The following is a 22587-nucleotide window of genomic DNA, read 5'->3' on the forward strand; positions in this document are numbered from 1 at the left end:
GTTTTAAACCAAAGGTTGATCTGATGAAAATTTTAGTTGTCGATGATGTCGGTTATTCCTGTCATTTTCATGCGAGACTCATCGAAAAGTTCGGTTACCGCTGTTGTTCAGCAACATCCGGTTTTGAAGCTTTAAATCTGCTGAAAACCGATAATGATATCAATATTGTTATTACCGACCTGATGATGCGGGGTATGGATGGTGTGGATTTATTCAAAGAAGCCCAGCATCTGGAACGATTCACTGACGACGGCCCATTAGATCCACCCCAGTTTATCTTAATGACTGCTTTACGACTGGAAAAGAATTCCAACGACAAAGATGTTCAACGACTGAAACTGGCACAGGAACTGGGCGTTTCCAAAATCATGTTCAAACCACTGGATCAGGATGAACTTCATGACACAATCAAAGACATGGTCATGGGAGCTCCCGAAGGTTCGGTAAACAATCAATCTGTCGATTTATATACGCCAGCTCAAAAGATCAAAGACGCGGTCAAAGAGATCATCAAATCAGGAAATCCCGGCGCTGCGGAACAATTCATTGAATGCCTGAATGGGGAAGTGAATGCATTGCAGGAATTTTTGTCTAAAATGGAAACCGTTCAAAAACAATAGTTTACAAAACACCACATTATACAAAAAACCTGAATATGCAATTTCAATTAAGGAGGTATTTGACTGTAAGTGAATGAGACATATAGTTGGATAGTCATAAAAAACACTTGATGCTTGCTCCCATCAGGTAAACAAATTTTTTACATCTCTGAAAATGGGTATCTCCCATGAGTCTGATAAATCTGGATCAGTATACTATAAAACAGAATCGGGCTGTCTCACGCATCCTGGACACTCTGGATCGTATTGACCAGCGAACAAGCCTGCACTATTCCGAAAAGCGGGTGCACGAAAGGAAAGATTTTCGAGGAACTGTGTGGATCTCACTGCCGGACAGCGATGCTGTGGACGAGCAGCAATCCACTACCATCAAGGTCTGGTCTCGCTCGATCTCCCAGTCCGGTCTTTCCTTCATTTACCCGTTTCCCATTTACCAGAACAATATTATGGTAGGCGTGCCTGTGCAGCAAACGCAGATCGCCTGGTTTCGTTCTGAAATTGTGAGACAAAAAGAGATTCAGGAAGAGCAATTCTGGGAATTTGGAGTTCGATTTCTGGGAAAAGTGATTGCCTGAAACTGCTTTAGAGGTGCGTCTCCCGGTTGGATTTCGAGAGTCCCGGAAGCTATGATTCAGAGCTTAACCTCGGCACTTTATCTCGCTGAACCAGAGCATCGATCAAATCGAATTGAACGGAAACATACCGGTAATGGAAGACCTCGCTGGCCTCCTGCACAAAAATCTGACTGGGATACAAAATCGGATCCAGGCGGCGTGTATCAGAGCGCAGCGTGCTCCCGAATCGGTCACCCTTATCGGCGTGACCAAATATGCCCGACTGGAGTGGGCCTCCGAGCTCATCAAACTTGGTTGCCGGGATCTGGCAGAAAGCCGTACGCAGCAACTCGCAGAGCGGGCTGGGCTTCTCCCCTCGGATTTACACTGGCATTTCATTGGTCCTCTGCAGCGCAATAAAGTCAGACGAACAATCCAATACAGTTGGCTGATTCACTCGGTCGATTCAGAAAAATTGCTGAAAACCATCGATCGTGTCGCAGGGGAATCTAAACAGAACCCACGTATTCTGATCGAGGTGAATCTTTCAGGGGAAGCAAATAAAAAAGGATTTCAGAAAACAGAACTATTGCGTCTGTGGCCTTCTCTCTGTCGCACCAGCCACGCCCAGATCAGTGGTCTGATGACCATGGCCCCCCATGTGGATGATCCTGAACTGGCGCGTCCGGTTTTTCGTGAGTTGTCTGAGTTGCGTGATTCTCTACAGGCAATTTCTCCAGAACAGATCAGACTTCAGGAACTCTCAATGGGCATGAGTGGCGATTTCGAGGTGGGCATTGAAGAAGGAGCCACTCTGGTACGAGTCGGTAGTGCCCTGTTTGAAGGGCTGGACACCTTAACCTGAACTTGAGAATTCAAAGTGAATCTGGCATTAAATCTGGAAATGGACGGCACTGCAATTCTACTGCCGGTTCGTGCGCAACCCCGATCCAGCAAGAACGGGATTGAAGGCGTTCATGACGGCCGGCTCAAAGTCTGCGTCACACAGGTCCCTGAAAAAGGGAAGGCCAATAAAGCTTTGCTGAAAGTTCTCCAAACGGCGCTCAAATTGAAACGATCGCAAATTGAGTTATACAAAGGGGAAACGGCGGCATTAAAGATCTTTCGAATTCACGAAATTTCCCGAGACGAGTTATATACACGAATCACAGATGCAGCAGGACAGTCCCGATAATTTCAGTTTTCCATGATGTGCGTTCCCCAGCGTATCTCCAGACATCAATTTTTACAAAAACCCGGAAAGCAAATTTAACGCCCTGCGAGACAGGATTCGGTCAACATAGATTGCAGCCGCTCAGACAGGGTCATATAATTATCGGTGCATCCGTGTCTTACCCCCAGAGGTCACTATTCCATTCCTGAATCAAACTTCATGGAAAAACTGTGGCGACCTCTCAAACGAAAAGTGCATCCCATTAAACCACAGTGTCTCTCTCCCAATGATACTCGACCCCCATTGCCCTGGAGACGCTACAGTAAACCTGGACACAGGCTGGATTCCCTCCTCGCCTGAAGATCTCAAAAAGGACTATTTGATTATGAGCAACTCGATGCCTGTTCGCCTGCTGCTGGGCGCCATACTGGTTTGTGGACTTTCCCTGTCAGCGAAAGCAAACGAACCAACAAAACTTTCTGACTCCTGGGAACAGTGGAGAGGTCCAGATCGTCAAAACCATTCTGCCGATACCGGACTGCTGGACGACTGGAATGCGACTCCTCCCAAACTGATCTGGACCGCCAGTGGCATGGGCAAAGGATACGCCAGTGTTTCGATCAAGGATAACCGGCTGTTCACAACTGGAAACCTCCCCGAAGGTCAGGCCGTCATCGCCGTCAACACCGATGATGGCAAGATCCTGTGGAAAACCAACCTGCTGGAACTGAATCCCGAACATGGTTACCCCGGTGCACGCTGCACACCTTCCATTGATGGCGAGCGTCTGTATGCGATTGCCTCTAATGGAGCCATCTTCTGTTTGAGTGTTGCCGATGGTGAAATCATCTGGCAGAAAAACTTCGAAGAGGAGTGGGATGGAAAAATGATGTCCAAATGGGGCTTTTCTGAATCTCCGCTGATCGACGGTGACCTCGTCTTATGCACCCCGGGCGGGAAAAATGCCATGATGGTGGCCCTCGACAAAACAACGGGCAAGGAAGTCTGGAAAACCTCAGTAAACGACCTGGGGGAACTGGGCAAAGACGGAGCCGGGTACTCTTCCATCGTGATTTCGAATGGAGCCGGCGTTAAACAGTATGTCCAGCTAACCGGACGTGGTGTCATTGGAGTAAGAGCCAGTGATGGCAAACTGTTGTGGAACTATAATCCGGTTGCCAACAAAGTGGCGAATATCCCGACTCCCATCATCTCAGGCGACTACGTCTTCTGTTCAACCGGCTATGGAACCGGTAGCGCACTCTTGAAACTGACCAAAGATGGAGACGGAGTCAATGCGGAAGAAGTATATTTTCTCAAAGCCAAAACCATGCAGAACCACCATGGGGGTATGATCCTGTATAAAGATCATATCTACTGTGGACACGGTCATAATAATGGATTACCACTCTGCCTGAATCTCAAGTCAGGAAAAGTCGTCTGGGGCGGAGATATCCGCGGGGAAGGCAGTGGATCTGCTGCTGTGTTATTTGCAGACGGAAACCTGATCTTCCGTTATGAAAATGGTGAACTCGCCCTGGTGGAAGCAACGACTGAAGGCTATAAGCTGAAAGGTTCCTTCCGAGCAGATCAGGTCCTCGGCAAAGCCTGGGCTCACCCGGTCGTATGTGGCGGAAAGCTTTACCTGCGAGAGCAGGATGTACTGATGTGTTACGACCTGCGAAAGTAAGGTCCCCCACAACGCATACTGAATTAAAAAAAGCTCTGTCGATCCGTTCGACAGAGCTTTTATTTATAATTCTCTGTGATTAACCGGCCGCATTTTTAAAACGACTGAGATCGATTTTCCCGTTGCCTTCCACAGGCAGCTTGCCATTCGGACAGTAACGGGAACGAGCCACACTGGACGCGATATTATAGGTATAGACGGCGTCTTCCCGGATCAGAAAAATGACAGTCCCCTTGTTCTGGGCACCGATCTTATCCAGCAGTTCGACGAAGGGCAGGCTCTTCCGGAGATCATCACGTCGTACATGCAGGTCTTTCGCAGGCCCGTCCAGAACGACGATTCCGTTTTTGGTACATTCAATAAACGTGGGATTCAGATCCACGCCCGACCCACCCGGTTGAATACGAACTTCTGCAGCGACCGGGTTTTCCCGTTTATTCAATTCGATTTTGAGCTTATCAATTTCCTTTTGCAGCGTCATCGGCTCGTCTTTGATTTCAGCAATCCGTTTTTCAAGACGATTGGCTTCCGCCAGCAGTTTGACTTTCTCTTCCGGACTGACATCCGTTGGAATCTTGCTTTTTTCCTGCTTGAGTTTTTTAAGTTCTTCCAGAGCCAGAATCAGATCGCGATTCAGTTTTGACAGGTCTTCAACCTGACTCTGAACCTGTTCCAGTTCCTGCTGTTTCTCGGTAATTTCCTTCTGGTCTTTTTCGAACTCTTCCACGCGCTTCAGGGAATCATCCTGTTGATCCATCTGGCTGAGTGCCATGGCTGTGATCATCAGTGTCAATACACCAATCACACACGCCAGAATACTCAGAAACGGAAACAGGGAAACCGTTTCTTCACTATCCTTCTTCTTTCTACCCACGTTATCTTACTCTCTTCGAATTCCCGAATAACCCCCAGCGTTTGCGCGGAGCTTCCACCTGCTGGATCAGCACCTGCTTTTCGCCCAGGCTCGTCAAAACCATATTCAGGCCGTTTAATCCCTGCTGTACGCCATTAAACGACTGGGATAAGACGCCGGCGGCCTCGGCCATTTCCGTCGCTTCGCCATTCATTTTTTCCAGATGTGACGTGTGTGCGGACTGCAGCGCGGTCATTTTCTCTTCCACGCTTTCCAGGTGCTTCATAACCTGTTGCACCTCTGCCAGCTGTGCTTCCTGCTGCTCTCGAATTTTATCATCGATTGTACCCCAGGATTTGACAACCTGCTGTGACAGCGTATTTCCAATGCCTTCCAGTTTCTCGATCCAGGTCTGTAACTCCGCATGATGGTTCGCCATCGCTTTATCAATCGTCCGCTGGATCAGACGTCGGTGATCTTTTTCGTCACCCCCGCCACCTGCCTGATCGCTCTCTTTCAGCCGTTTCAACAGGTTTTCGTTACAGTATTCATCAACCCAGTTCAGCAGATCCTCTTCCGATTTCTGCATGGAACTGCTGGGAAACATCACCAGCATACTCATTACCAGCGCGACCAGTGTCGTATCAAAAGCTGTGGATAGACCGCCCGTCACACTGCCCAGAGATTCTTTCAGAGCAGAGATGTCAGTGGCATCATCCATCCCTCCGGAAAAGCCGCCCACAGCGGCACTAATTCCGATCACAGTTCCGATGAACCCCAGGATCGGGATGGCCCAGATGAATACTTTGAGAATGGTATAGCTGGAATCGACGGCCGTCGCATCGATTTCTGATTGAGACTGCAGACGGTTAGAAACTTCAGAACTGCTTTTCAAGACCCTGAAATGCTCCAGCCCTCGTAAAACCCGATTTACCAGAAAACTTTCACGCGGATCCACGGGCAGGTTTTTGACATGCTCAATGAATTTGGCAACTGTCTTCTCGGAAATATCCTCAGAAATATCGGTCGGCAGCGTATCGAACAGCATCGAATCTTTCTGTTTGCCCAGTTTCTGGTATTTCAATATCAGAATCGTGGCAGACCAGCTCATCAGAAAAACCAGCGCGAAGGGAACCCAGCCACGATCCAGAAACAATTCACCGAGGTAATATTTCCTGAAAGGAAACAATAATGCGATAAATGCGACAGAGGCACCAATCGCTATGATGCCGCTCTTCGAGAGGCTGACCTCAGTACCATCGGCCCAGCCACTGGAAACATTCTTATTTCCACTGCGACTGCTGCCGGAAGGTCGACTGGAACTGGTTGAACCGGATGAACTGGAAGTGTTGACATCGATCAAAGTATCGATAATCGGTGTCTCAGGTTTTTTGACCAGCATCGTATGGTGACAATAGGGACAACGAACTTTTTTACCCACGTTTTCATCGCGGACTTTGAGCTTTTTAGAACATTTTTCACAGGGAAACTGGAAATACATTGAGGAAACCCCAGGGCGTAGTAAACTTTAGTGTAGCACTGAGCCTTTCTTTTAAGCCTCAGCTGTAATTCATACAGAATAGTTTAGCCAAGCAGCCTCTGTCCCAAAAGTCAACGGCCTGCCGCAATCATCTAAACATGGCAAACAACCCCCTTTCCCGCTGTTTTTTCCTGATATTGAAACATTCACGCTGATTGGACCTCCGATTCCGCTGGAAATAGAATTCTGAGACTCCCCTTGTTTATTGAGTTCTAAATACGTCAGAATACACGAGATAAGAACTATTCGTTATAATGGCCGAGTAGAGAATGTAATCAATTGAAAACCGTTCAAGCTTTCCGTTGACCGCTTTTGAGCGGAGAGTCAAACCTTAAAGTATAGAAAACAAATTCATGTCTGCAGATTCCGTTGAAACCACCAGCCGCTACTGGGCCGGATTCGACCTGGGTGGCACCAAAATGCTGGCCAAGATTTTTGACTCAGAATATAAAACCCTCGGAAAAAAACGGAGAAAAACCAAAGGTCATACAGGGGTCGAAATGGGGCTGGAACGCATGGTCCAGACGATTCATCAGGCTTTGGAAGAAGCCAGTTTGACCCCCTCCGACCTGGCAGGCATTGGAGTCGGTTGTCCCGGGCCCCTGGAACTGCAGGCGGGAATTATCTTCGAAGCCCCCAATCTGGGCTGGTATAACGCTCCCGTGAAAGACGTACTGGAAAAAGAATTCGGTTGTCCGGTTGTGATCTGTAACGATGTCGATGCCGGCGTCTATGGCGAATATCGTTTCGGCGCTGGCAAAGGTGCCCAGTCTGTCATGGGAATATTCCCGGGAACAGGCATTGGCGGTGGTGCCGTCTACCGTGGGCAACTGATCCAGGGCAGCATAAGTTCCTGCATGGAAATCGGACATATCAAAGTCCTTTTGGAAGGTCCCGAATGCGGGTGCGGGCAACATGGTTGCCTGGAAGTGCTGGCAAGTCGGCTGGCAATCTCTGCCGCGGCAGCACAGGCTGCTTACCGCGGTGATGCACCGGTCCTGCGTTCTATGGTAGGTACCGACCTGTCGGATATTCGCAGTGGTATCCTTGCATCGGCGATCAAAGGAGGTGACGAGAGTGTCAAGAATATCATCCTGCGGGCGGCGGAGTACATTGGAATCGCTGCCGGAAACCTCGTCCACACTTTTTCCCCGGAAATCATCGTCCTGGGAGGGGGCCTCGTAGAAGCCATGCCCGAATTGATTGTGCCGGCGGTGACCGAAGCCACCCGACGCAATGTGATGCCGACTTTCAAAGACTCATTCAAAGTCGTCGCCGCTCAACTGGGGGATGATTCCTCTGTCATGGGGGTTGCCGCCTGGGCCCAGAACGTCATTCAGCAAAACTCTTCGATGAGAATTGAAACGCAGGTATGAACACAAAAGATTCACCGCCGACTGAGGCATCTCCGGGTTCCAGTCGACTGGAGTCTGGTACAAATCAGCTGATTGCCGTCATCGATATCGGCACTGGCGCCATCCGTATGGCCATTGCTGAGATCAAAGAAGATGGCTCTGTCTATGCATTGGAACGTCTCTCCCAGGCAGTGACACTGGGAAAAGATACTTTTCAGACACGGAATATTCAGAAGTCGACGATGGAAGAGTGTGTACGCATCCTCAAAAGCTACCGTCGGCGACTGGATGAATATCAGATCACGCGCGACGATCAGATACGGGTGGCAGCCACCAGCGCGGTCCGGGAAGCGGACAATCGCCTCGCATTCACAGACCGCATTTTCATAGCAACCGGCTTCGAAGTCTCTCCCCTTGATGAAGCCGAAGTCAATCGAATTACTTACCAGGGAATTCGACCTTATCTGGCGGCTAAACCAAACCTGGATGAAGCACAAACGATCGTTACGGAAATTGGTGGAGGCACAACCGAACTGCTGCTTGTACAGAAAGGTAACGTCCTTTTCTCGGGAAACTATCGACTGGGCGCGTTGCGGCTGCGGGAAATGCTTAAGGGGTATCGTGTTCCTTTATCCAAGGAACGCACGATTATGGAGAATCAGATCTCACGTGTGATCCAGCAGATCGTTCACGAAGTACCCGTCGACAAATCCGTCAAACTGGTCGTCCTGGGAGGTGATGTCCGCTTTGCATTAGCACAACTCCGCCCGGATGATGAAATCCCGGATCCCGGCAACTCACCCGATGAACTGGATCGACTCAAGGTATCTGAGCTCAGCAAATTTACCGATAAAATCCTGCAGAAGGACGAAGACGAACTGGTCCAGGAATACCACCTGTCATTCACCGATGCAGAAACACTCGGGCCGGCACTGCTCGCCTATACCAAGCTGGCAGAAGCCTACCAACAGAAACACATTTACGTCACCAAAGCCAACTTTCGCGATGGGCTTTTGAAAGAAATGGCCGACCAGAGTAACTGGTCTGAAGAGTTCAATCAGCAGGTGCTTCGCTCCACGATTGACTTTGGAAAACGCTTTGATTTTGACGAAACACATGCCGGCCATGTTGCCTTTCTGGCGGACAAGCTGTTCCAGTCACTACAGAATGAACATAAACTTGACGCGCGGAATCGACTGTTACTGTATATCGCCGCCTACCTGCATGAAATCGGGATCTATGTCAATCAACGCGGCTATCACAAACATTCCATGTATCTGATCAGCAATGGTAATCTGTTTGGCCTCGGGCAGACCGATCTGCTGCTGGTCGCATTGATCGCCCGTTATCATCGCCGGGCTTCACCCAAAGCAACACACCCCGGATACAACACACTGGATCGTGTCAGCCGCATTGCCATCGCTAAAATGGCCGCCATCCTGCGGGTCGCTGATGCATTGGACTATTCCTACAGCCAGCGGGTTCAGGAGATTGAATGCGAGATTGACCACGGACAGTTGATTATCTCCATCCCCCATGTGGAAGACGTCTCGCTGGAACAAATCGCGCTCGTCGAAAAAGGTCCGCTGTTTGAAGAAGTGTTCGGGCTGAAAGTTCACTTGAGAAAGAAACAGTAACCTGCCTGATAATTTTTCAAACACGTATTGAGTTCCTATTCCTACAAACGACAGACTGAAACAACAGGTTGACCATGGCCAACAAAACAGCGAATTACTTCAACCGGGAATTAAGCTGGCTGGAATTCAATCAGCGGGTACTGGATGAAGCTCATGATTCAGAAATCCCGTTACTGGAACGACTGAAATTTCTGGCCATCACCAGTTCTAACCTGGACGAATTCTTCATGGTGCGTGTGGGTGGTCTGCACCTGCTGCAGGCCAGTGGAAATAAAAAGGCCGATCCCTCAGGGATGACACCCCGTGAAACACTGGATGCGGTCAGCCTGCGTGCACATCAGATGATGGTGGAACAGTATCGGTGTTTACTCGAAGAAATTGAGCCTCCACTGGCAGCCGCCGGCTTTCAGCGCGTCAACCCACAGGAACTCTCTGATTCACAGCGGCGGATTGTCGAGCATGTTTTCCGGGATGAAATCTATCCCGTGCTCACACCGATGGCGGTGACTTCCGATATGGAATTCCCCTACCTGGTAAACCACACGTTGAACCTCGTCGTACGACTCGCCCCTGATGACAAAGGAAAGGAGAAAGGAGATCACAAACCGGGTGAAGACCGCTTTGCGATCATTCCTTTTGGCAGAACTGAATTCCGGTTCATTACCCTGCCCTCGGAAGGTGGCTACCAGTATCTGCCGATGGAAGATGCTATCTGCCTGTTTATCGAACAATATTTTCAAGGCGAGCATGTCCTGGAGAGTATCCCCTTTCGTGTGACCAAAAATGCAGATGTCAGCCTGCAGGACGAATTCGCATCTGACCTGTTGCATCAGATGGAAGACATGCTCGACCAGCGTAAGCAGGGGGACTGCATCCGACTGGAAATCGCGGAATCGGTTTCTGTGGAAACGCTGGAATTTCTGGAGCAGGGCCTGGGAGTCCTCGATGAAAATGTATACCGGATCCCTGGACCACTGGACCTGACGGCGTTTATGCGGTTGACAGAGATTTCAGGCTTTGATGCCCAGAAAGATGCCAGTTGGCCACCACAACCTCCCCCGGAGGTCAATCCTCGCATCAGCATGTTTGAAAACATCACCCATCAGGATATTCTGCTGTGTCATCCCTATGAAAGTTTTGAACCCGTTGTACGCCTGGTTGAGGAAGCAGCCGTAGACCCGGACGTGCTGGCAATCAAACAAATTCTGTATCGCACGAGTAAACACAGCCCGATTGTAGCTGCGTTGATTCGCGCCGCTGAACAGGGGAAACATGTCACCGCGATCGTGGAGCTCAAAGCCCGTTTTGATGAAGCGCGGAATATCGAATGGGCCAAAAACCTGGAACATGCCGGGGTGCAGGTCATCTACGGTGTGAAAGGTCTCAAGACACATGCCAAGATCTGTTGTATCATCCGTCGCGAACCGCACGGTATCCAACGCTACCTGCATTTCGGAACGGGGAACTACAATGATGCGACAGCAAAAATCTACAGTGATATCAGTTACTTCACCAATGACGAAGTGCTGGCGTCTGATGCGATCAACTTTTTCAATTCGATCACTGGTTATTCGATTCCGCAGAAGTATCAGAAGCTGGAAGCAGCCCCTATCAGCCTGCGGGATAAACTGCTTGATCTGATTCATCATGAAACCGAGCGAAAAAAACAGGGTCAGAAAGCCCGGATTGTGGCCAAGGTCAACTCCCTGGTCGACCCGGAAATCATCGAAGCACTGTATGCGGCTTCGGAAGCAGGTGTGAAGATCAAGCTCAATATTCGTGGCATCTGCTGCCTGCGTCCCGGTGTCCCAAAGCTCAGTAAAAATATCGAAGTTGTCAGCATTATCGATCGCTTCCTCGAACATGCGCGAATTTTTTACTTCTATCATGGCGGAGACGAACGCGTCTTTATCTCCAGTGCTGACTGGATGCCCCGCAACCTGGATCGCCGAGTCGAACTGCTTGTTCCCATTGAAGAAGAAAAATGTCAACGCAAGCTAGTCAAAATTCTCAACAGCTACTTTGAAGATAATGCCAAAGCGCGTGTCTTAAACAGTGAGGGAGTTTACGAGCGGATCACTCCCAACAAAGAAAAGAATCTGGTGCGCTGCCAGCAGGTGCTTTACGAAGAAGCCGTCACCGCTGTTAATCAGGCTGAAAAAGCAGGACGCACCGTCTTTGAACCACATATGGCTCCAGAAGATCAGTAATCACTGCGAACCTGTTTTAGAATCGTGTGTCACTACACAAGAAGACAGTCAACTCAGGAGACGCCCCCCTTTGGACTGACTTCACTGAACTGGAATTTACAGGAATGTGCATATTCTTATCCTCTGCAATAAGAATATGTTAGCATTTTCAGTTTTCCCGTTCATGAGAATTTCTGCCGGTTCCTCTGAAATAGGTATTGCCACGATTGAGGGATCTGCAAGAATAGAAGTAGATGATGTATCGCACCCACGCAGTGCGATAGGACTAAAGCCTGTATTCAAATTGGAGCTACAAACCATGAAGAAACAGGGAGTTTATCCAAGAAAAGGAGGTGATTGAGTGGACAGTTATTGTTGTAGCCAGAAAGGTGGTTGTTCTTAGCGACTACTGGCGGGTTGTCAAAGACAACCACCACTCGTGAGGATCACCTCGATCCAAACGAAAATTAACCGGAGGCTGATCTGCGCCAGCGTAGATCAGCCTCTCTTTATTTCCAGAGAACATGATGCAAAAAAACAGCACCAGAGTCTGACTCCGGTGCTGTTTTTAATTCCTGCATTGTCAGATCAAAACGATCAGACTTCGTTAGGTACCACAAATGGCTCGCGGTACTCGCGGGTCAGATATTTATCTGCTTCTGCATCGTTGACAAACTGTTCCGTCTTGGGATCGAAGTTTAACTGACGCCCCAGCCGGAAGGCGATGTTCCCCAGGTGGGCAATACCGGAGCTGGTATGTGCTGTCTCAACGGGACCGTTCAAAGTTTCCGCCTTGCGAGAACGAACCGCATTCAGGAAGTTTGTGAAGTGGGGAACGACGGGATCGTCACCACTATTCTTAGGGCCCGGTTCTCCTTTACGTCCCAGGAAGATCTCATAGGAGTTATACCCCTTCACGACCATGTACCCTTCTGAACCGTAGAAGATATTACCTACAGAGGCCCCCCCTTCATCGTTGGTCATCCAGGGACGGACTTCAAACTGAATCATTTTATTTTCTTCAGGATAGAAGTAATTGGTGGAAAGCACTTCGGGAGTGACCTTGTCATCATCCCAGAGGAACTTGCCTCCCATCGCGGTAATCTGCGAAGGCAACTTGACATCCAGCCCCCACAGGCACATATCCGTTTCATGGACTCCCTGGTTTCCGACATCCCCATTGCCATAATCCCAGGTCCAATGCCAGTTGTAATGAACATAGCGTTGTGAATAATCGGTTTCCTGCGCCGGTCCCTGCCAGAGATTCCAGTCGAGGTAGGAGGGAGCTTTCTCACTGGGTTTGTGGCCGATGGATGGACGCCAGCGAAACACCAGGCCGCGTGCCATATAAACATCGCCAATCGTTCCTTTGCGGAGGTGTTCGACACCTTCCTGAATCGCGGGCTGGCTGCGGAGCTGGACGCCATGTTGCACAATCCGCTTGTATTTCTTAGCCGCTTCAATCATTTTGCGGCCTTCAAACAGATTATGGGAACCTGGCTTTTCCACATACACATCTTTACCAGCCTGGCAGGCCCAGATGGTTGCCAGTGAATGCCAGTGGTTCGGCGTCGCGACCGTTACCACATCAATGTCATCGCGGTCGAAGACTTTTCGCATATCGGTTTCGGTTTCGACCTTACGACCGTATTTCTTTTCAAACTCGGCGGCCCGCTTGGCAAGCACCTGTTCATCGGGATCACACAGCAGCACCACATCAGCGCCTTCGATTTCACCAATCGCTTTAATATGTGTTTTACCGCGTCCATTCACCCCCAGAACGGCAACTCTGATTTTACTGTTGACATCTGCCCGCGCGGTACCAGTCAACAATGAAGTGGCTGCCACCGCCCCTGCACTGGTCTGGAGAAAGCTGCGTCGTGTGACCTCACTCATAATTCACCCTTTATCTTTTGAATAATAAACACGTCAACCGGTTACAGGCTGAACGATAATAAGCCCCCTGACTCAATACGTTATCGTAAGCAGCCTGCCTGCCAAAGTCCAGACTTTCGACAGCCGAACCAGAGTGAACAAAACGGGATTTTTTTCGAAATAGTTTCTCAACGGAAGTCTTAACATTGTTTACTTTTGTCAACAGCTGCCTGCCTGCAGGTACATACTGGATTTTCAGGGTTTCTCAGAATTCCTGAAGCTTCAAAACGGAAGACATGTTGAATTCCCAGAACATCACAGAAAAATCTGTTCAGGAATGAAATACCTTAATCAATGTAGTCGTATGAAGTTCGCAATCAAATTCCATCCGTCTCTAATTATTTGTGTGTTATAGTTTTATTGGATCAACCATGAAGAAAAAACCAAACGCAACCTGTCTCTTAATCAAACCTGTGATCGAACCAGCACCGCAGATTCAGTCCACTTGAATTAAAGACGTTTCGAAACGCTCTCCCCTCCATGAGGAGAGCGTTTTATTTTCAAATCACAGTCCCTGTTCAGAAAGAAAACGCCTATGAAAGTGCTTGTCGTCGATGAAGTGGGATATACCTGCTACGTGCATACCAGACTGCTTGAGGAACTGGGGTATCAGGTCATCTGTGCCTCTTCCGGTTTTGAAGCACTCTCGATTCTGGAGATGGACAGTGAAATTAAAATCATGTTCTCCGAACTTGTAATGCGGGAACTGGATGGACTGGAACTGTTCCTTAAGGTTCAGAAGCAGGAACGGTATAATGACGACGGGCAACTGGATTCACCCATGTTCTTCCTGCTCACATCACTTCAACAGGGTAATCAGTCCCACAGTCGTCAGCTGGAACGCCTGGAACTGGCCAAGAAGCTGGGCATCACAGGAGTCATTTACAAAACCCGTGACCGGGATGAATTAAAACAGGCTTTTGGCGAAAGTTTGAAAACGGCTCTAGGAGCACTCTCCGAGTCCGCTCCGCTTGATATCCATTCACCGGCACAACACCTCTGTGAAACCATTACAGAGATCATTGAATCAAAAAACCTGGATGCAGCAGAAGAGTTTTATGATCTGATCAAATCCCAGACAGAATATCTGGTATACTTTATCGAGAATTCTCAGAAACAGATCGAGACCGCATAACAACCACAGGGTATCATCACTTCTCCGCCGCAAGCCTGGTTGGCCTCTCTCTTGCCTCTGCCCCATATTCCTTCCCGCCTGTCACGTCTCATACAATCATGTGAAATTCATGGCAACCTGACAGCCGACAGGGTAATATTCAAAGCAGAGACTTAAACAAACTGTTCCCTGAGAACTTCCACTGGACCTCTCTTTTACACGAAACCAGAACTCATGGCTGATCAGAAAACACTGCTGGCGATAGGTGCGCACTTTGATGATTGCGTTTATGGAGTCCCCGGCATCATGCTCCAGGCTGTTGCCAAAAATTACCGCGTGGTACAGCTCATTCTCATTGGGGACTACAGTAACTGGCCTCCCACCAAAGGGCGGGAAAAAGAATTCCGCAACTCCGTGACAAAGATCGCCAGCGAATATGGCGTCGAAACCCGGTATCTGGACTTCGCCTCACATCAGTACGACACAAACGCAGAAACCAAACAGAAAGTTGCCGCCGCAGTTTACGAGATCAAACCAGACATCGCACTTCAGCTCTGGGAATATGATCATCACCACGATCACACGGTCGCATCGCAGCTGAGCAAAATTGCATTGAATCATGGCGGACGCGTATTGAATGAAGACCGTTTCCGGGGACCGCGGACCATTTATCATTACGACAACGGTCCAGGCCACACCATCGGCTTCGAACCGGACACCTTTGTGGATGTCACCGAATACTGGCAGAAATCCATGGAATGGCTGGGGCGCTATATGGCATTACAGAGAAATATCAAATACGATCCTTCTCAGACAAACGGTGCCCTGCAGGGGAAAGAAACCCTGGCCCGCTATCGCGGACAAACGTGCCGCGTTAAATACGCCGAAGCACTCTGGGCGCCCCGCAAGCAACCTGTCAACATACTTTAGTAACAGATATCCAGTTTAACTTTTAACTCTACGAACAGAAAACGCATTTCCATGAGCATCGCTGAACATATCAAGTCCTCTCTCCAACTCCCTACCTTTGTAGTAAACGGGTATCTCGAAGACCTGACGGACGCCGACCTGCTGGTGCGTCCCGCAGAAAAATCCAACCACATCAACTGGCAGCTAGGACATCTGATTCAAAGCGAACAGTTCCATACGTCACAGGTCTGCCCTGACGTGGCACCAGAGCTTCCCGCCGGTTTCAAAGAGCGTTACACAAAAGAGACCGTGTCCAGTGACAATCCTGCCGACTTCCTCAGTAAAGCAGAACTGGTGGAACTGATGCACAAACAACGCGAAGCCACTCTCAACGCTCTGTCGAAGTTCAGTGATGAAGAACTGATGCAGCCTGCTCCGGAATCGGTCAGTTACCTCGGCCCCACAGTGGGATGTGTTTTTGCAGGTGAAGCCACGCACTGGATGATGCACGCCGGTCAATGGTCGGTTATCAGACGCATTCTCGGTAAACCGCCGCTATTTTAAACTTCATTATTCAGAGATGTGCGGAAAATAAATCAGGAGCTTAACTGGTATGCAAGATACTTTTTCCTATGCTTCACCAGAGCCGGAATTTGTCCAACCCGATTATCGAAAGTGGGAAGCAGTTCAGATCGGAATGAGTCGAGAGGACGTCGTTGCCTTACTCGGTCCCCCGCTCAAGGATCCTTATCGGGCTGATGCAAATTGTTCTTATGGGCATTTAGAAATGCCGATGCTTCCCCAGCGGCGCACTTATGTGTTTTTGATTGGGTATGATGAAAACGAGAGAGTCTTTAGGAAAACAGATCCTTTCAAGGGAAAACTGTCACTTGACGGTACTCCTTCGAAACCAGAAATCATCATTCCTGTTTCAGGAACAGATTTTTCACACTATCCCCGGGTCCTGGACTGCAGATGGTATCCCAGTTCGGGTGAGTATCCCATCACTTATACCATTGAAGTAAGCTCTGCCAGCCCCCTGGAACCGGAGATTTTTTATAATCCTGTAGAACTGGATACTGAAATCCCGATTCCCTTTTATATGTTTAATTTTGCAGGCTCACAACCGGGACGAATTCGGGTCAAAGCCAGAAACAGACTTGGTGAGAGTGAATGGTCTGACTATTGTCATTTCGATTTTTCAGTACGAAATTCAACTTTGAGTTGATTCAACACGCTTTTCAGGGGGCCGCTTTCTCTTCAGGCATTGTAAACGGTTCCGGTTGAATCCACCGTGTATAACTGCGAGGCGAAACAGGCAGTTTCTCCTGTGCTTCCACAGTATTCACCATGACGGCGTAAAGATATCCGTTCATTTCTCCCACCAACTGTGTATGCAGGATCTGATTCCGGGGATTCTGATGGACCAATAACCGGATGCGCCCCTCCAGGGCAGTCGCGATCTTAAAATCCCCCGCAGCCGATTCCTTGAATGTGAAAGTTTTTTCGAATTCATCCCGCATGCGTTGAGTCGCTCGAAACGTGCCTCCGGTAGGGCTGACCACTTTTTTGCCGCGAAACAGAACATTGCGGTCATCGTAGGCCATCACAATCAGATTGCGACCTTTGTCAGCCTGTAACCAGTCGGAAAACTTTTTCCCATGCCCGTCGGCGGTGCTGAAGGAATAGTTCGCATCGAGAAACACAAAACGATCGACTTCAGGAGGGATTGTTTCAGAGCCGTTCAGGTAACCCCACAGAAAACTCCCCCCCCCACTGTGACAGGCCAGCGTGAGTCGTGGTTCCTTGAGCGGAATCTGTTTAAATATCGCAGCGATGACATCGCGAATCAACTGGGGGTTGTCCGGATGGCGGGCTCTCCACCCAGGCCAGCTTAAGCCTTTCGCATCCAGGCAGACCAGGATCAGATTCTCACGCTCATTTAACGACTGCCACTGTCGATGCTGGGCGGCGATATGCTGGATATCAAAATGCCAGTCGCGACCGGCTTTCTGTTCACATCCCAGTGTCTGCTCAATCGAGTTTCCGTTCGGAGTGGCAAACAGCACCACTCGATTGATACGCTCCGGATTTATTCTTTCAGGACGAGGCGCAACAATGATCGCCCGCACCTCGGGCCCCGGTTGCAGATACTGATATTGCTCATCAAACCACGGGCTCTGCACGTAGCCATCCCAGAGCGGTTCTGCAGCGAATAGATTTTCACTGCAGACAACAATCACAGACATGATGATGATCTGAAGCAGATAGCGCCGCATATTGAATCCCTCAGAGTAGACCATGTAGAAATACGAAAGGTGACACATCCGTCGAGTAGGAATCTTTCTCATCAGCATCTAAGATACCATACGTAACTAAAAACACAGCCACTCAACTGAGTGCATTCTAAAACAATCCATCCATTTTCCTTATGAGCACAGGACACTCAGAAACACATGAGCCCGCTTTCGGTAGAAGAACTGTTTGATCACTTGGGAGAATCACAGTTGGAACAACTGGTCGCCGCATTTTATCGTGGCGTCCGCAGCGACGAGATCCTCAGCCCGATGTACCCGGCTGACGATCTGGACGGGGCAGAGTATCGGCTGAAGGAATTCCTGGTGTATCGACTGGGTGGGCCACAACGTTACCTGACAGAACGGGGACATCCGGCCCTGCGAATGCGGCACGCCCCGTTCGCCATTGATCAGAGTGCCCGTGACCGCTGGATGGAACTCATGACCGCCGCCATGCAGGAAGTCGAACTGCCTGACGAAATCAGACAGACTCTCGAACCGTTCTTTGATCAGATGGCAACCTTTCTGATCAATCGATAATGCGTCTCACTCATACATGGAAAGAGATGAAAACATGAATCTGGACGAACGACTCAAAACGGACTGTCACATTGTATGCGAACTCGAACAATCGACTCTACTACTGTTGAACAACTCACTGGTCGACTGGTTGATCCTGGTTCCGCATTGTGAAGAGATCGAACTGACCAACCTGCCATTCTCCCAGCAGACATCCATTCTCAGCGAAGTCAATCTTGTTGCCCGTTTCATTCAGCAGACCTGTGCACCTGACAAACTGAATATCGCCACACTGGGAAACGTCGTCAGCCAGTTGCATATCCATGTGATTGGCAGAAAGCATAGCGATCCTTACTGGCCTGCCCCGGTCTGGGGACAGCCACAAACTGAACCTTACACGGAAAAACAGGTGCAGCAGATTAAAGATCGATTTACAGCATTTCTCAATTCAGCAAATCACCAGATAAGTTAATTCATACTTCAGATCCAGTCACCCCATTTTTTATAGAGTACAACCATGACATCTCAACCACTGCGTATTGGAATTCTGGGACTGATCCACGATCATGTCTGGGACCATCTGCCTCAACTGCAACATTCAGACAACGCGGAACTGGTTGCCGCGTTTGATACGAATCAGCCGCTTCGAGAGCGAATTCAGGCAGAATACAGTTGCCCCGCGTATGCTACTGCGGAGGAGCTGTTTGCCAGTCATGAACTGGATGGCGTCTATATCTTCAGCAGTAATCAAGAGGGAGCAGAGCTGGCGCTCCAGGCGTTGAACCGCGGCCTGCCGGTCATGATCGAAAAACCGATGGCCGCCAACTTCGCGCAGGCAGAACAGATGCTGGAAACCGCCCGTGCGCAGGGAGTCTGCCTGATGGTAAACTGGCCTTTTGCCTGGTGGCCTCAGATGCAGCATGCTGTCAATTCTGCCCTGGCGGGTGAGATTGGTAATCTCTGGCAGGTCAGGTATCGCGCCGCGCATGCAGGACCGAAAGAACTTGGCTGCAGCGATTATTTTTGTGAATGGTTATTTGACCCTGCGCGCAATGGTGGCGGCGCGATGATGGATTACTGCTGTTATGGCTGTGTTCTGGCCAGCTGTCTGATGGGTATTCCGGAATCCATTCTGGCGAGTGGGGGAGCATACCGAACCGAACCTCTGGGAGTCGAAGACAACGCCATCATCGTGATGAATTATCCTGAAGGAATGGCGACTGCTGAAGGCTCCTGGTCGCAAGTGGGCAAACTGACGGCCTACGCCACCGCCATGTATGGTTCCAAGGGAACCTATATTGTGGAACCGCAGAAAAAAGGGCGTTTGATGCTGGCGACTGCCGATCAGCCGGAAGGGGCGGAAGTCAAAGTTCAATGCCCGGTTTTATCATTACAGACCGCCACCGAACACTTCGCCCATTGCGTCCGGACCAGAGAAACTCCCTGGGGGCTATGTGCTCCGGAAACAAGCCTGGAAGCACAGCGGATTCTGGAAGCGGGCATGCAACAGCTTAAGTCGTGATAAACTCAGGTGAGACCAGATTTTAGAAACAGGCCCTTTCTTTGCACGCTCCAGCAACCTAGAATGGAAGCAGACAATATGCCTGAATCCGGTTGAGTGCCGTGTTTTCAAAAGCCGTCGAACCTCAACCGCTAAGGTTCTATGGAATAAACACCAGACTCTAACTTAAGGATTTTATCATGTCACCGTCGCATGCAAAAGCGGGCGAAGTTCTTACTGTCGCCCCTCTCGGATCTGCTCTGGAGTCGACAAAAACAACGACCCTGGTCAAGACAGATGATCTGGAGATCATCCGTCTGATCATCAAAGCAGGGAATTCCCTACCCAGTCATTCCGCTCCCGGCGTTTTAACGGTCCAATGCCTGGAAGGTCATGTCCGTTTTAAATGCATGGGAGAAGATCATGATCTGAAAGCAGGTCAACTGATTTATCTGCCTCATGCGGAAACACACGCAGTGGAGTGTGTCGAATCAGCGGCGCTACTGTTGACGATTGTTCCTTCTCACTCCAAAAAACCACCACTCAATAGAGTTGACGAAGCCTCTGATGAATCGTTCCCGGCAAGCGATCCTCCCGCCTGGACCGGAGTAAAAGGTTCCTGAAATCAGATATCAGACCGGTCACAACCTGTGGTTTTCATCAGCGTTTTTCCGGAAGTTACCAGCGTATCTTCCCAGGACAGGCTGGGGTCCTTAAAATTAAGGGATGCCTGTGTAAAATCGATTTTCCAAGAGATCGTTTTCACAGGGTTCCTGTCACCCGGTTACTGGACGAGGAGAGTGCTATGAGAACCATTCTATTAATCATTGTATCAGGCCTTATTTTCACAGGTTCGCAAAACCAGAGTAGAACTCTCCCACTCTTGTCATCTCAAGCGTCTGATCTGCATGCAGCAAAGCCACCCGTCAAAAAGAATCCGACCCAGGAGCAGATATCGCAGTTCATGCAAACCAAGCTGGACAGCTCTAAAGAGGTCCTGGAAGGTCTGGTTGTGGAAGATTTTGAGTTGATCCAAAAGGGTACTCAGAAAATGATCGAGATGAGTAATGCCACGGAATGGCAACTTGTAGAAGGCCCGATTTTCGCACAGCAGAGTGCCGAGTTTCGCAATGCAGCCAAAGATGTCTTAAATTATGCAAAGAAAATAAATATAGATGGTGCTTCCCTCAGTTATCTGCATTTGACCATGACCTGTATCGCCTGTCATAAGCAGATCAAAAAATCTGCAGTCGTCATGAATGGAGTCTTCGATCCCGAACAGGTTCTGGTAACTCTCAAGTCAGAGAAATAATACGATGCAACGCGAACTACTGGAGAAGCAGCTGCGGGAACAGAAAATCGAACTGGTGCGGGCCATTTATGTTGGCCCGGATGGGATCACCCGTGGCAAAGCCTTCCGTCCAGCTGATCTGAATGCGATTCTGGAAAGTGGGATTGGCCTGACTCAGGCCCAGATGTCGGTGACGGTTTTCGATCATCTCCCGCCACTCAGTAAATATCAACCGGTGGGTGAAGTTCGCATTCGTCCTGATGTAGACACCTTCCAGGTTCTGCCTTATCTGCCTGGTCATGCGCGAATGCTGGCGGATGTGGAAACGCTGCAGGGTGCTGCCTGGGAACTCTGCCCGCGCAGCCTGCTCAAAGACTTTCTCAGACGACTCGCTGCACAGGGTATGCAGATTCAGGCAGCCTTTGAGAATGAATTTACGCTGTTAGAGCAAACAGATACTGGCTGGGAACCAGTTGACCAATTGAACTGTTTCAGTTCTGCTGCCATGGACTTGGCCAGTCCATTTATTCTGCCTCTGATTTCTGCGTTGGAGCAGCAGGGAATCAAAGTGGAAAAGTACTACCCCGAAGCGGGTCCTGGTCAGCAGGAACTTCCCGTGCGACATCAGGCCGGCCTGCTGGCAGCCGATCAGCAGGTTGTTTTCAAAGAGACCGTACGAGGAGTCGCGCAGGCAAACGGGTATCGCGTCTCATTCATGCCTAAAATTTCTCCCGCCTTTGCCGGTAACGGGTGCCACATTCATTTCAGCCTGTGGAACGAAAACCAGAATCTGTTCTACGATCCGACGGGCGAATTTCTGCTCTCGCAGACAGCGCGGAATTTCATGGGAGGCGTCCTCAAGCACCTGCCTGCATTAATGGCGTTCACGGCACCGACGACCAATTCCTATAAGCGATTTGTAGAACGCTGCTGGAGTTCAAGCTCAACCTGCTGGGGCCCGGATAATCGTGAAGCGACAGTCCGTGCCGCCTCAGGATTCCAGGGACAGGAAGCCGCCACTGTGAATCTGGAGTATCGGCCCTGCGATTCCACCTGCAATCCCTATCTGGCGCTTGCTGCCCTGATCTGTGCAGGACTGGATGGAATCGAAAATGAGCTTGATCCTGGCGATCCTGTTTTGACCGACCCGGCTTTACTGACTGCGGAAGCACGACATGCTTTTAATATAAACGCTTATCCTCTCGACCTGGAAACTGCCCTGTCCGCACTTGAGGAGAATACTGTATTACAAACAGGATTCGGAGCAAGCCGAATCGCTGATTATCTTACCATGAAACGGGCAGAGATCAGCATGATTGATTCACTGGAAGATGATGGGGAACGCCAGGCTTATGAATTTCGTTTTTGAGCAAACGGAATAGAGAACTACTTTTCGTACTCTTGCAGGT

23 protein-coding genes are annotated in these 22587 nt (G+C 49.5%); 18 read left to right on the forward strand and 5 right to left on the reverse strand.

Translation table 11 applies throughout. The annotated features are described in order from the left end of the window. The first annotated feature begins 23 nt into the window (after window positions 1–23). From GmarT_RS23465 to GmarT_RS23485, 5 genes are all read left to right on the forward strand, one after another. Entirely contained in the window at window positions 24–620 is a 597-nt protein-coding gene (locus tag GmarT_RS23465) for a response regulator (RefSeq protein ID WP_002647786.1), read from the forward strand. 167 nt (window positions 621–787) lie between these two features. Beyond that, window positions 788–1195: a PilZ domain-containing protein gene (locus tag GmarT_RS23470; RefSeq protein WP_002647785.1), complete on the forward strand. Its 408-nt coding sequence runs from the start codon at window positions 788–790 to the stop codon at window positions 1193–1195. A 133-nt stretch (window positions 1196–1328) separates the two neighbouring features. Further along, on the forward strand, window positions 1329–2039 hold the full coding sequence (locus GmarT_RS23475) for a YggS family pyridoxal phosphate-dependent enzyme (RefSeq protein ID WP_002647784.1): 711 nt from the start codon (window positions 1329–1331) through the stop codon (window positions 2037–2039). A gap of 15 nt (window positions 2040–2054) precedes the next feature. Further along, a complete protein-coding gene (locus GmarT_RS23480) occupies window positions 2055–2369 on the forward strand; it encodes a DUF167 domain-containing protein (protein ID WP_002647783.1) in 315 nt (104 codons plus the stop codon). 364 nt (window positions 2370–2733) lie between these two features. Continuing rightward, a complete protein-coding gene (locus GmarT_RS23485) occupies window positions 2734–4038 on the forward strand; it encodes a PQQ-binding-like beta-propeller repeat protein (protein ID WP_230682427.1) in 1305 nt (434 codons plus the stop codon). A 79-nt stretch (window positions 4039–4117) separates the two neighbouring features. On the opposite strand, the gene GmarT_RS23490 is transcribed toward GmarT_RS23485, so the two are convergent. After that, window positions 4118–4912 (reverse strand): hypothetical protein, encoded by a 795-nt coding sequence (locus tag GmarT_RS23490; RefSeq protein ID WP_002647781.1) that lies wholly within the window; start codon window positions 4910–4912, stop codon window positions 4118–4120. Between the two features lies 1 nt (window position 4913). After that, entirely contained in the window at window positions 4914–6392 is a 1479-nt protein-coding gene (locus GmarT_RS23495) for a MotA/TolQ/ExbB proton channel family protein (protein ID WP_002647780.1), read from the reverse strand. A 392-nt stretch (window positions 6393–6784) separates the two neighbouring features. Between GmarT_RS23495 and GmarT_RS23500 the strand changes: the two genes are divergently transcribed. The 3 genes from GmarT_RS23500 (at window position 6785) to ppk1 (ending at window position 11633) form a co-directional block, all read left to right on the forward strand. Continuing rightward, on the forward strand, window positions 6785–7807 hold the full coding sequence (locus tag GmarT_RS23500; RefSeq protein ID WP_002647779.1) for an ROK family protein: 1023 nt from the start codon (window positions 6785–6787) through the stop codon (window positions 7805–7807). After that, complete coding sequence (locus GmarT_RS23505) at window positions 7804–9423, forward strand: Ppx/GppA phosphatase family protein (protein WP_002647778.1); 1620 nt, start codon at window positions 7804–7806, stop codon at window positions 9421–9423. Before GmarT_RS23500 ends, GmarT_RS23505 begins: the two co-directional genes overlap by 4 nt. A gap of 74 nt (window positions 9424–9497) precedes the next feature. Beyond that, the gene (gene ppk1, locus GmarT_RS23510) at window positions 9498–11633 is read left to right on the forward strand and encodes a polyphosphate kinase 1 (protein WP_002647777.1); all 2136 of its coding nucleotides are present in this window, start codon (window positions 9498–9500) and stop codon (window positions 11631–11633) included. Window positions 11634–12209: 576 nt separating this feature from the next. Here the strand turns inward: ppk1 and GmarT_RS23515 are convergent. Continuing rightward, window positions 12210–13508 (reverse strand): Gfo/Idh/MocA family oxidoreductase, encoded by a 1299-nt coding sequence (locus GmarT_RS23515; protein ID WP_002647775.1) that lies wholly within the window; start codon window positions 13506–13508, stop codon window positions 12210–12212. 574 nt (window positions 13509–14082) lie between these two features. On the opposite strand from GmarT_RS23515, the gene GmarT_RS23520 reads away from it, so the two are divergent. The 4 genes from GmarT_RS23520 to GmarT_RS23535 all read left to right on the forward strand — a co-directional run bounded on the left by GmarT_RS23520 (window position 14083) and on the right by GmarT_RS23535 (window position 16798). After that, window positions 14083–14682 carry a response regulator gene (locus GmarT_RS23520; protein ID WP_002647774.1) on the forward strand — a complete coding sequence of 200 codons (600 nt, stop codon included), beginning with the start codon at window positions 14083–14085 and terminating at the stop codon, window positions 14680–14682. A 213-nt stretch (window positions 14683–14895) separates the two neighbouring features. After that, window positions 14896–15591: a PIG-L deacetylase family protein gene (locus GmarT_RS23525; RefSeq protein ID WP_002647773.1), complete on the forward strand. Its 696-nt coding sequence runs from the start codon at window positions 14896–14898 to the stop codon at window positions 15589–15591. Window positions 15592–15642: 51 nt separating this feature from the next. After that, window positions 15643–16134, forward strand: coding sequence for a DinB family protein (locus GmarT_RS23530; RefSeq protein ID WP_002647772.1), 492 nt, complete (start codon window positions 15643–15645; stop codon window positions 16132–16134). 49 nt (window positions 16135–16183) lie between these two features. Beyond that, on the forward strand, window positions 16184–16798 hold the full coding sequence (locus GmarT_RS23535) for a hypothetical protein (RefSeq protein WP_002647771.1): 615 nt from the start codon (window positions 16184–16186) through the stop codon (window positions 16796–16798). 13 nt (window positions 16799–16811) lie between these two features. Here the strand turns inward: GmarT_RS23535 and GmarT_RS23540 are convergent, their stop codons facing one another. Beyond that, the gene (locus tag GmarT_RS23540; protein ID WP_052301268.1) at window positions 16812–17849 is read right to left on the reverse strand and encodes a hypothetical protein; all 1038 of its coding nucleotides are present in this window, start codon (window positions 17847–17849) and stop codon (window positions 16812–16814) included. A 177-nt stretch (window positions 17850–18026) separates the two neighbouring features. Here GmarT_RS23540 and GmarT_RS23545 point away from each other — a divergent pair, with 177 nt between their 5' ends. The 4 genes from GmarT_RS23545 to GmarT_RS23560 all read left to right on the forward strand — a co-directional run bounded on the left by GmarT_RS23545 (window position 18027) and on the right by GmarT_RS23560 (window position 20510). Then, the gene (locus GmarT_RS23545) at window positions 18027–18407 is read left to right on the forward strand and encodes a globin (RefSeq protein WP_002647769.1); all 381 of its coding nucleotides are present in this window, start codon (window positions 18027–18029) and stop codon (window positions 18405–18407) included. Window positions 18408–18441: 34 nt separating this feature from the next. Next, window positions 18442–18858: an HIT domain-containing protein gene (locus tag GmarT_RS23550; protein WP_002647768.1), complete on the forward strand. Its 417-nt coding sequence runs from the start codon at window positions 18442–18444 to the stop codon at window positions 18856–18858. 45 nt (window positions 18859–18903) lie between these two features. Next, window positions 18904–19908: a Gfo/Idh/MocA family protein gene (locus GmarT_RS23555; RefSeq protein ID WP_002647767.1), complete on the forward strand. Its 1005-nt coding sequence runs from the start codon at window positions 18904–18906 to the stop codon at window positions 19906–19908. Window positions 19909–20087: 179 nt separating this feature from the next. Continuing rightward, window positions 20088–20510, forward strand: coding sequence for a cupin domain-containing protein (locus tag GmarT_RS23560; RefSeq protein ID WP_002647766.1), 423 nt, complete (start codon window positions 20088–20090; stop codon window positions 20508–20510). Between the two features lie 2 nt (window positions 20511–20512). Here GmarT_RS23560 and GmarT_RS29610 read toward each other — a convergent pair whose 3' ends face one another. Continuing rightward, a complete protein-coding gene (locus GmarT_RS29610) occupies window positions 20513–20653 on the reverse strand; it encodes a hypothetical protein (protein ID WP_002647765.1) in 141 nt (46 codons plus the stop codon). 117 nt (window positions 20654–20770) lie between these two features. Between GmarT_RS29610 and GmarT_RS23565 the strand changes: the two genes are divergently transcribed. Both GmarT_RS23565 and GmarT_RS23570 read left to right on the forward strand, forming a co-directional pair. After that, a complete protein-coding gene (locus GmarT_RS23565; protein ID WP_002647764.1) occupies window positions 20771–21199 on the forward strand; it encodes a hypothetical protein in 429 nt (142 codons plus the stop codon). 4 nt (window positions 21200–21203) lie between these two features. Continuing rightward, window positions 21204–22547, forward strand: a complete 1344-nt coding sequence (locus GmarT_RS23570) for a glutamine synthetase family protein (protein ID WP_002647763.1) — start codon at window positions 21204–21206, stop codon at window positions 22545–22547. Window positions 22548–22587 lie beyond the last annotated feature (40 nt).

Origin of the sequence: Gimesia maris (genome assembly GCF_008298035.1) — a bacterium.
Lineage (GTDB): Bacteria > Planctomycetota > Planctomycetia > Planctomycetales > Planctomycetaceae > Gimesia > Gimesia maris.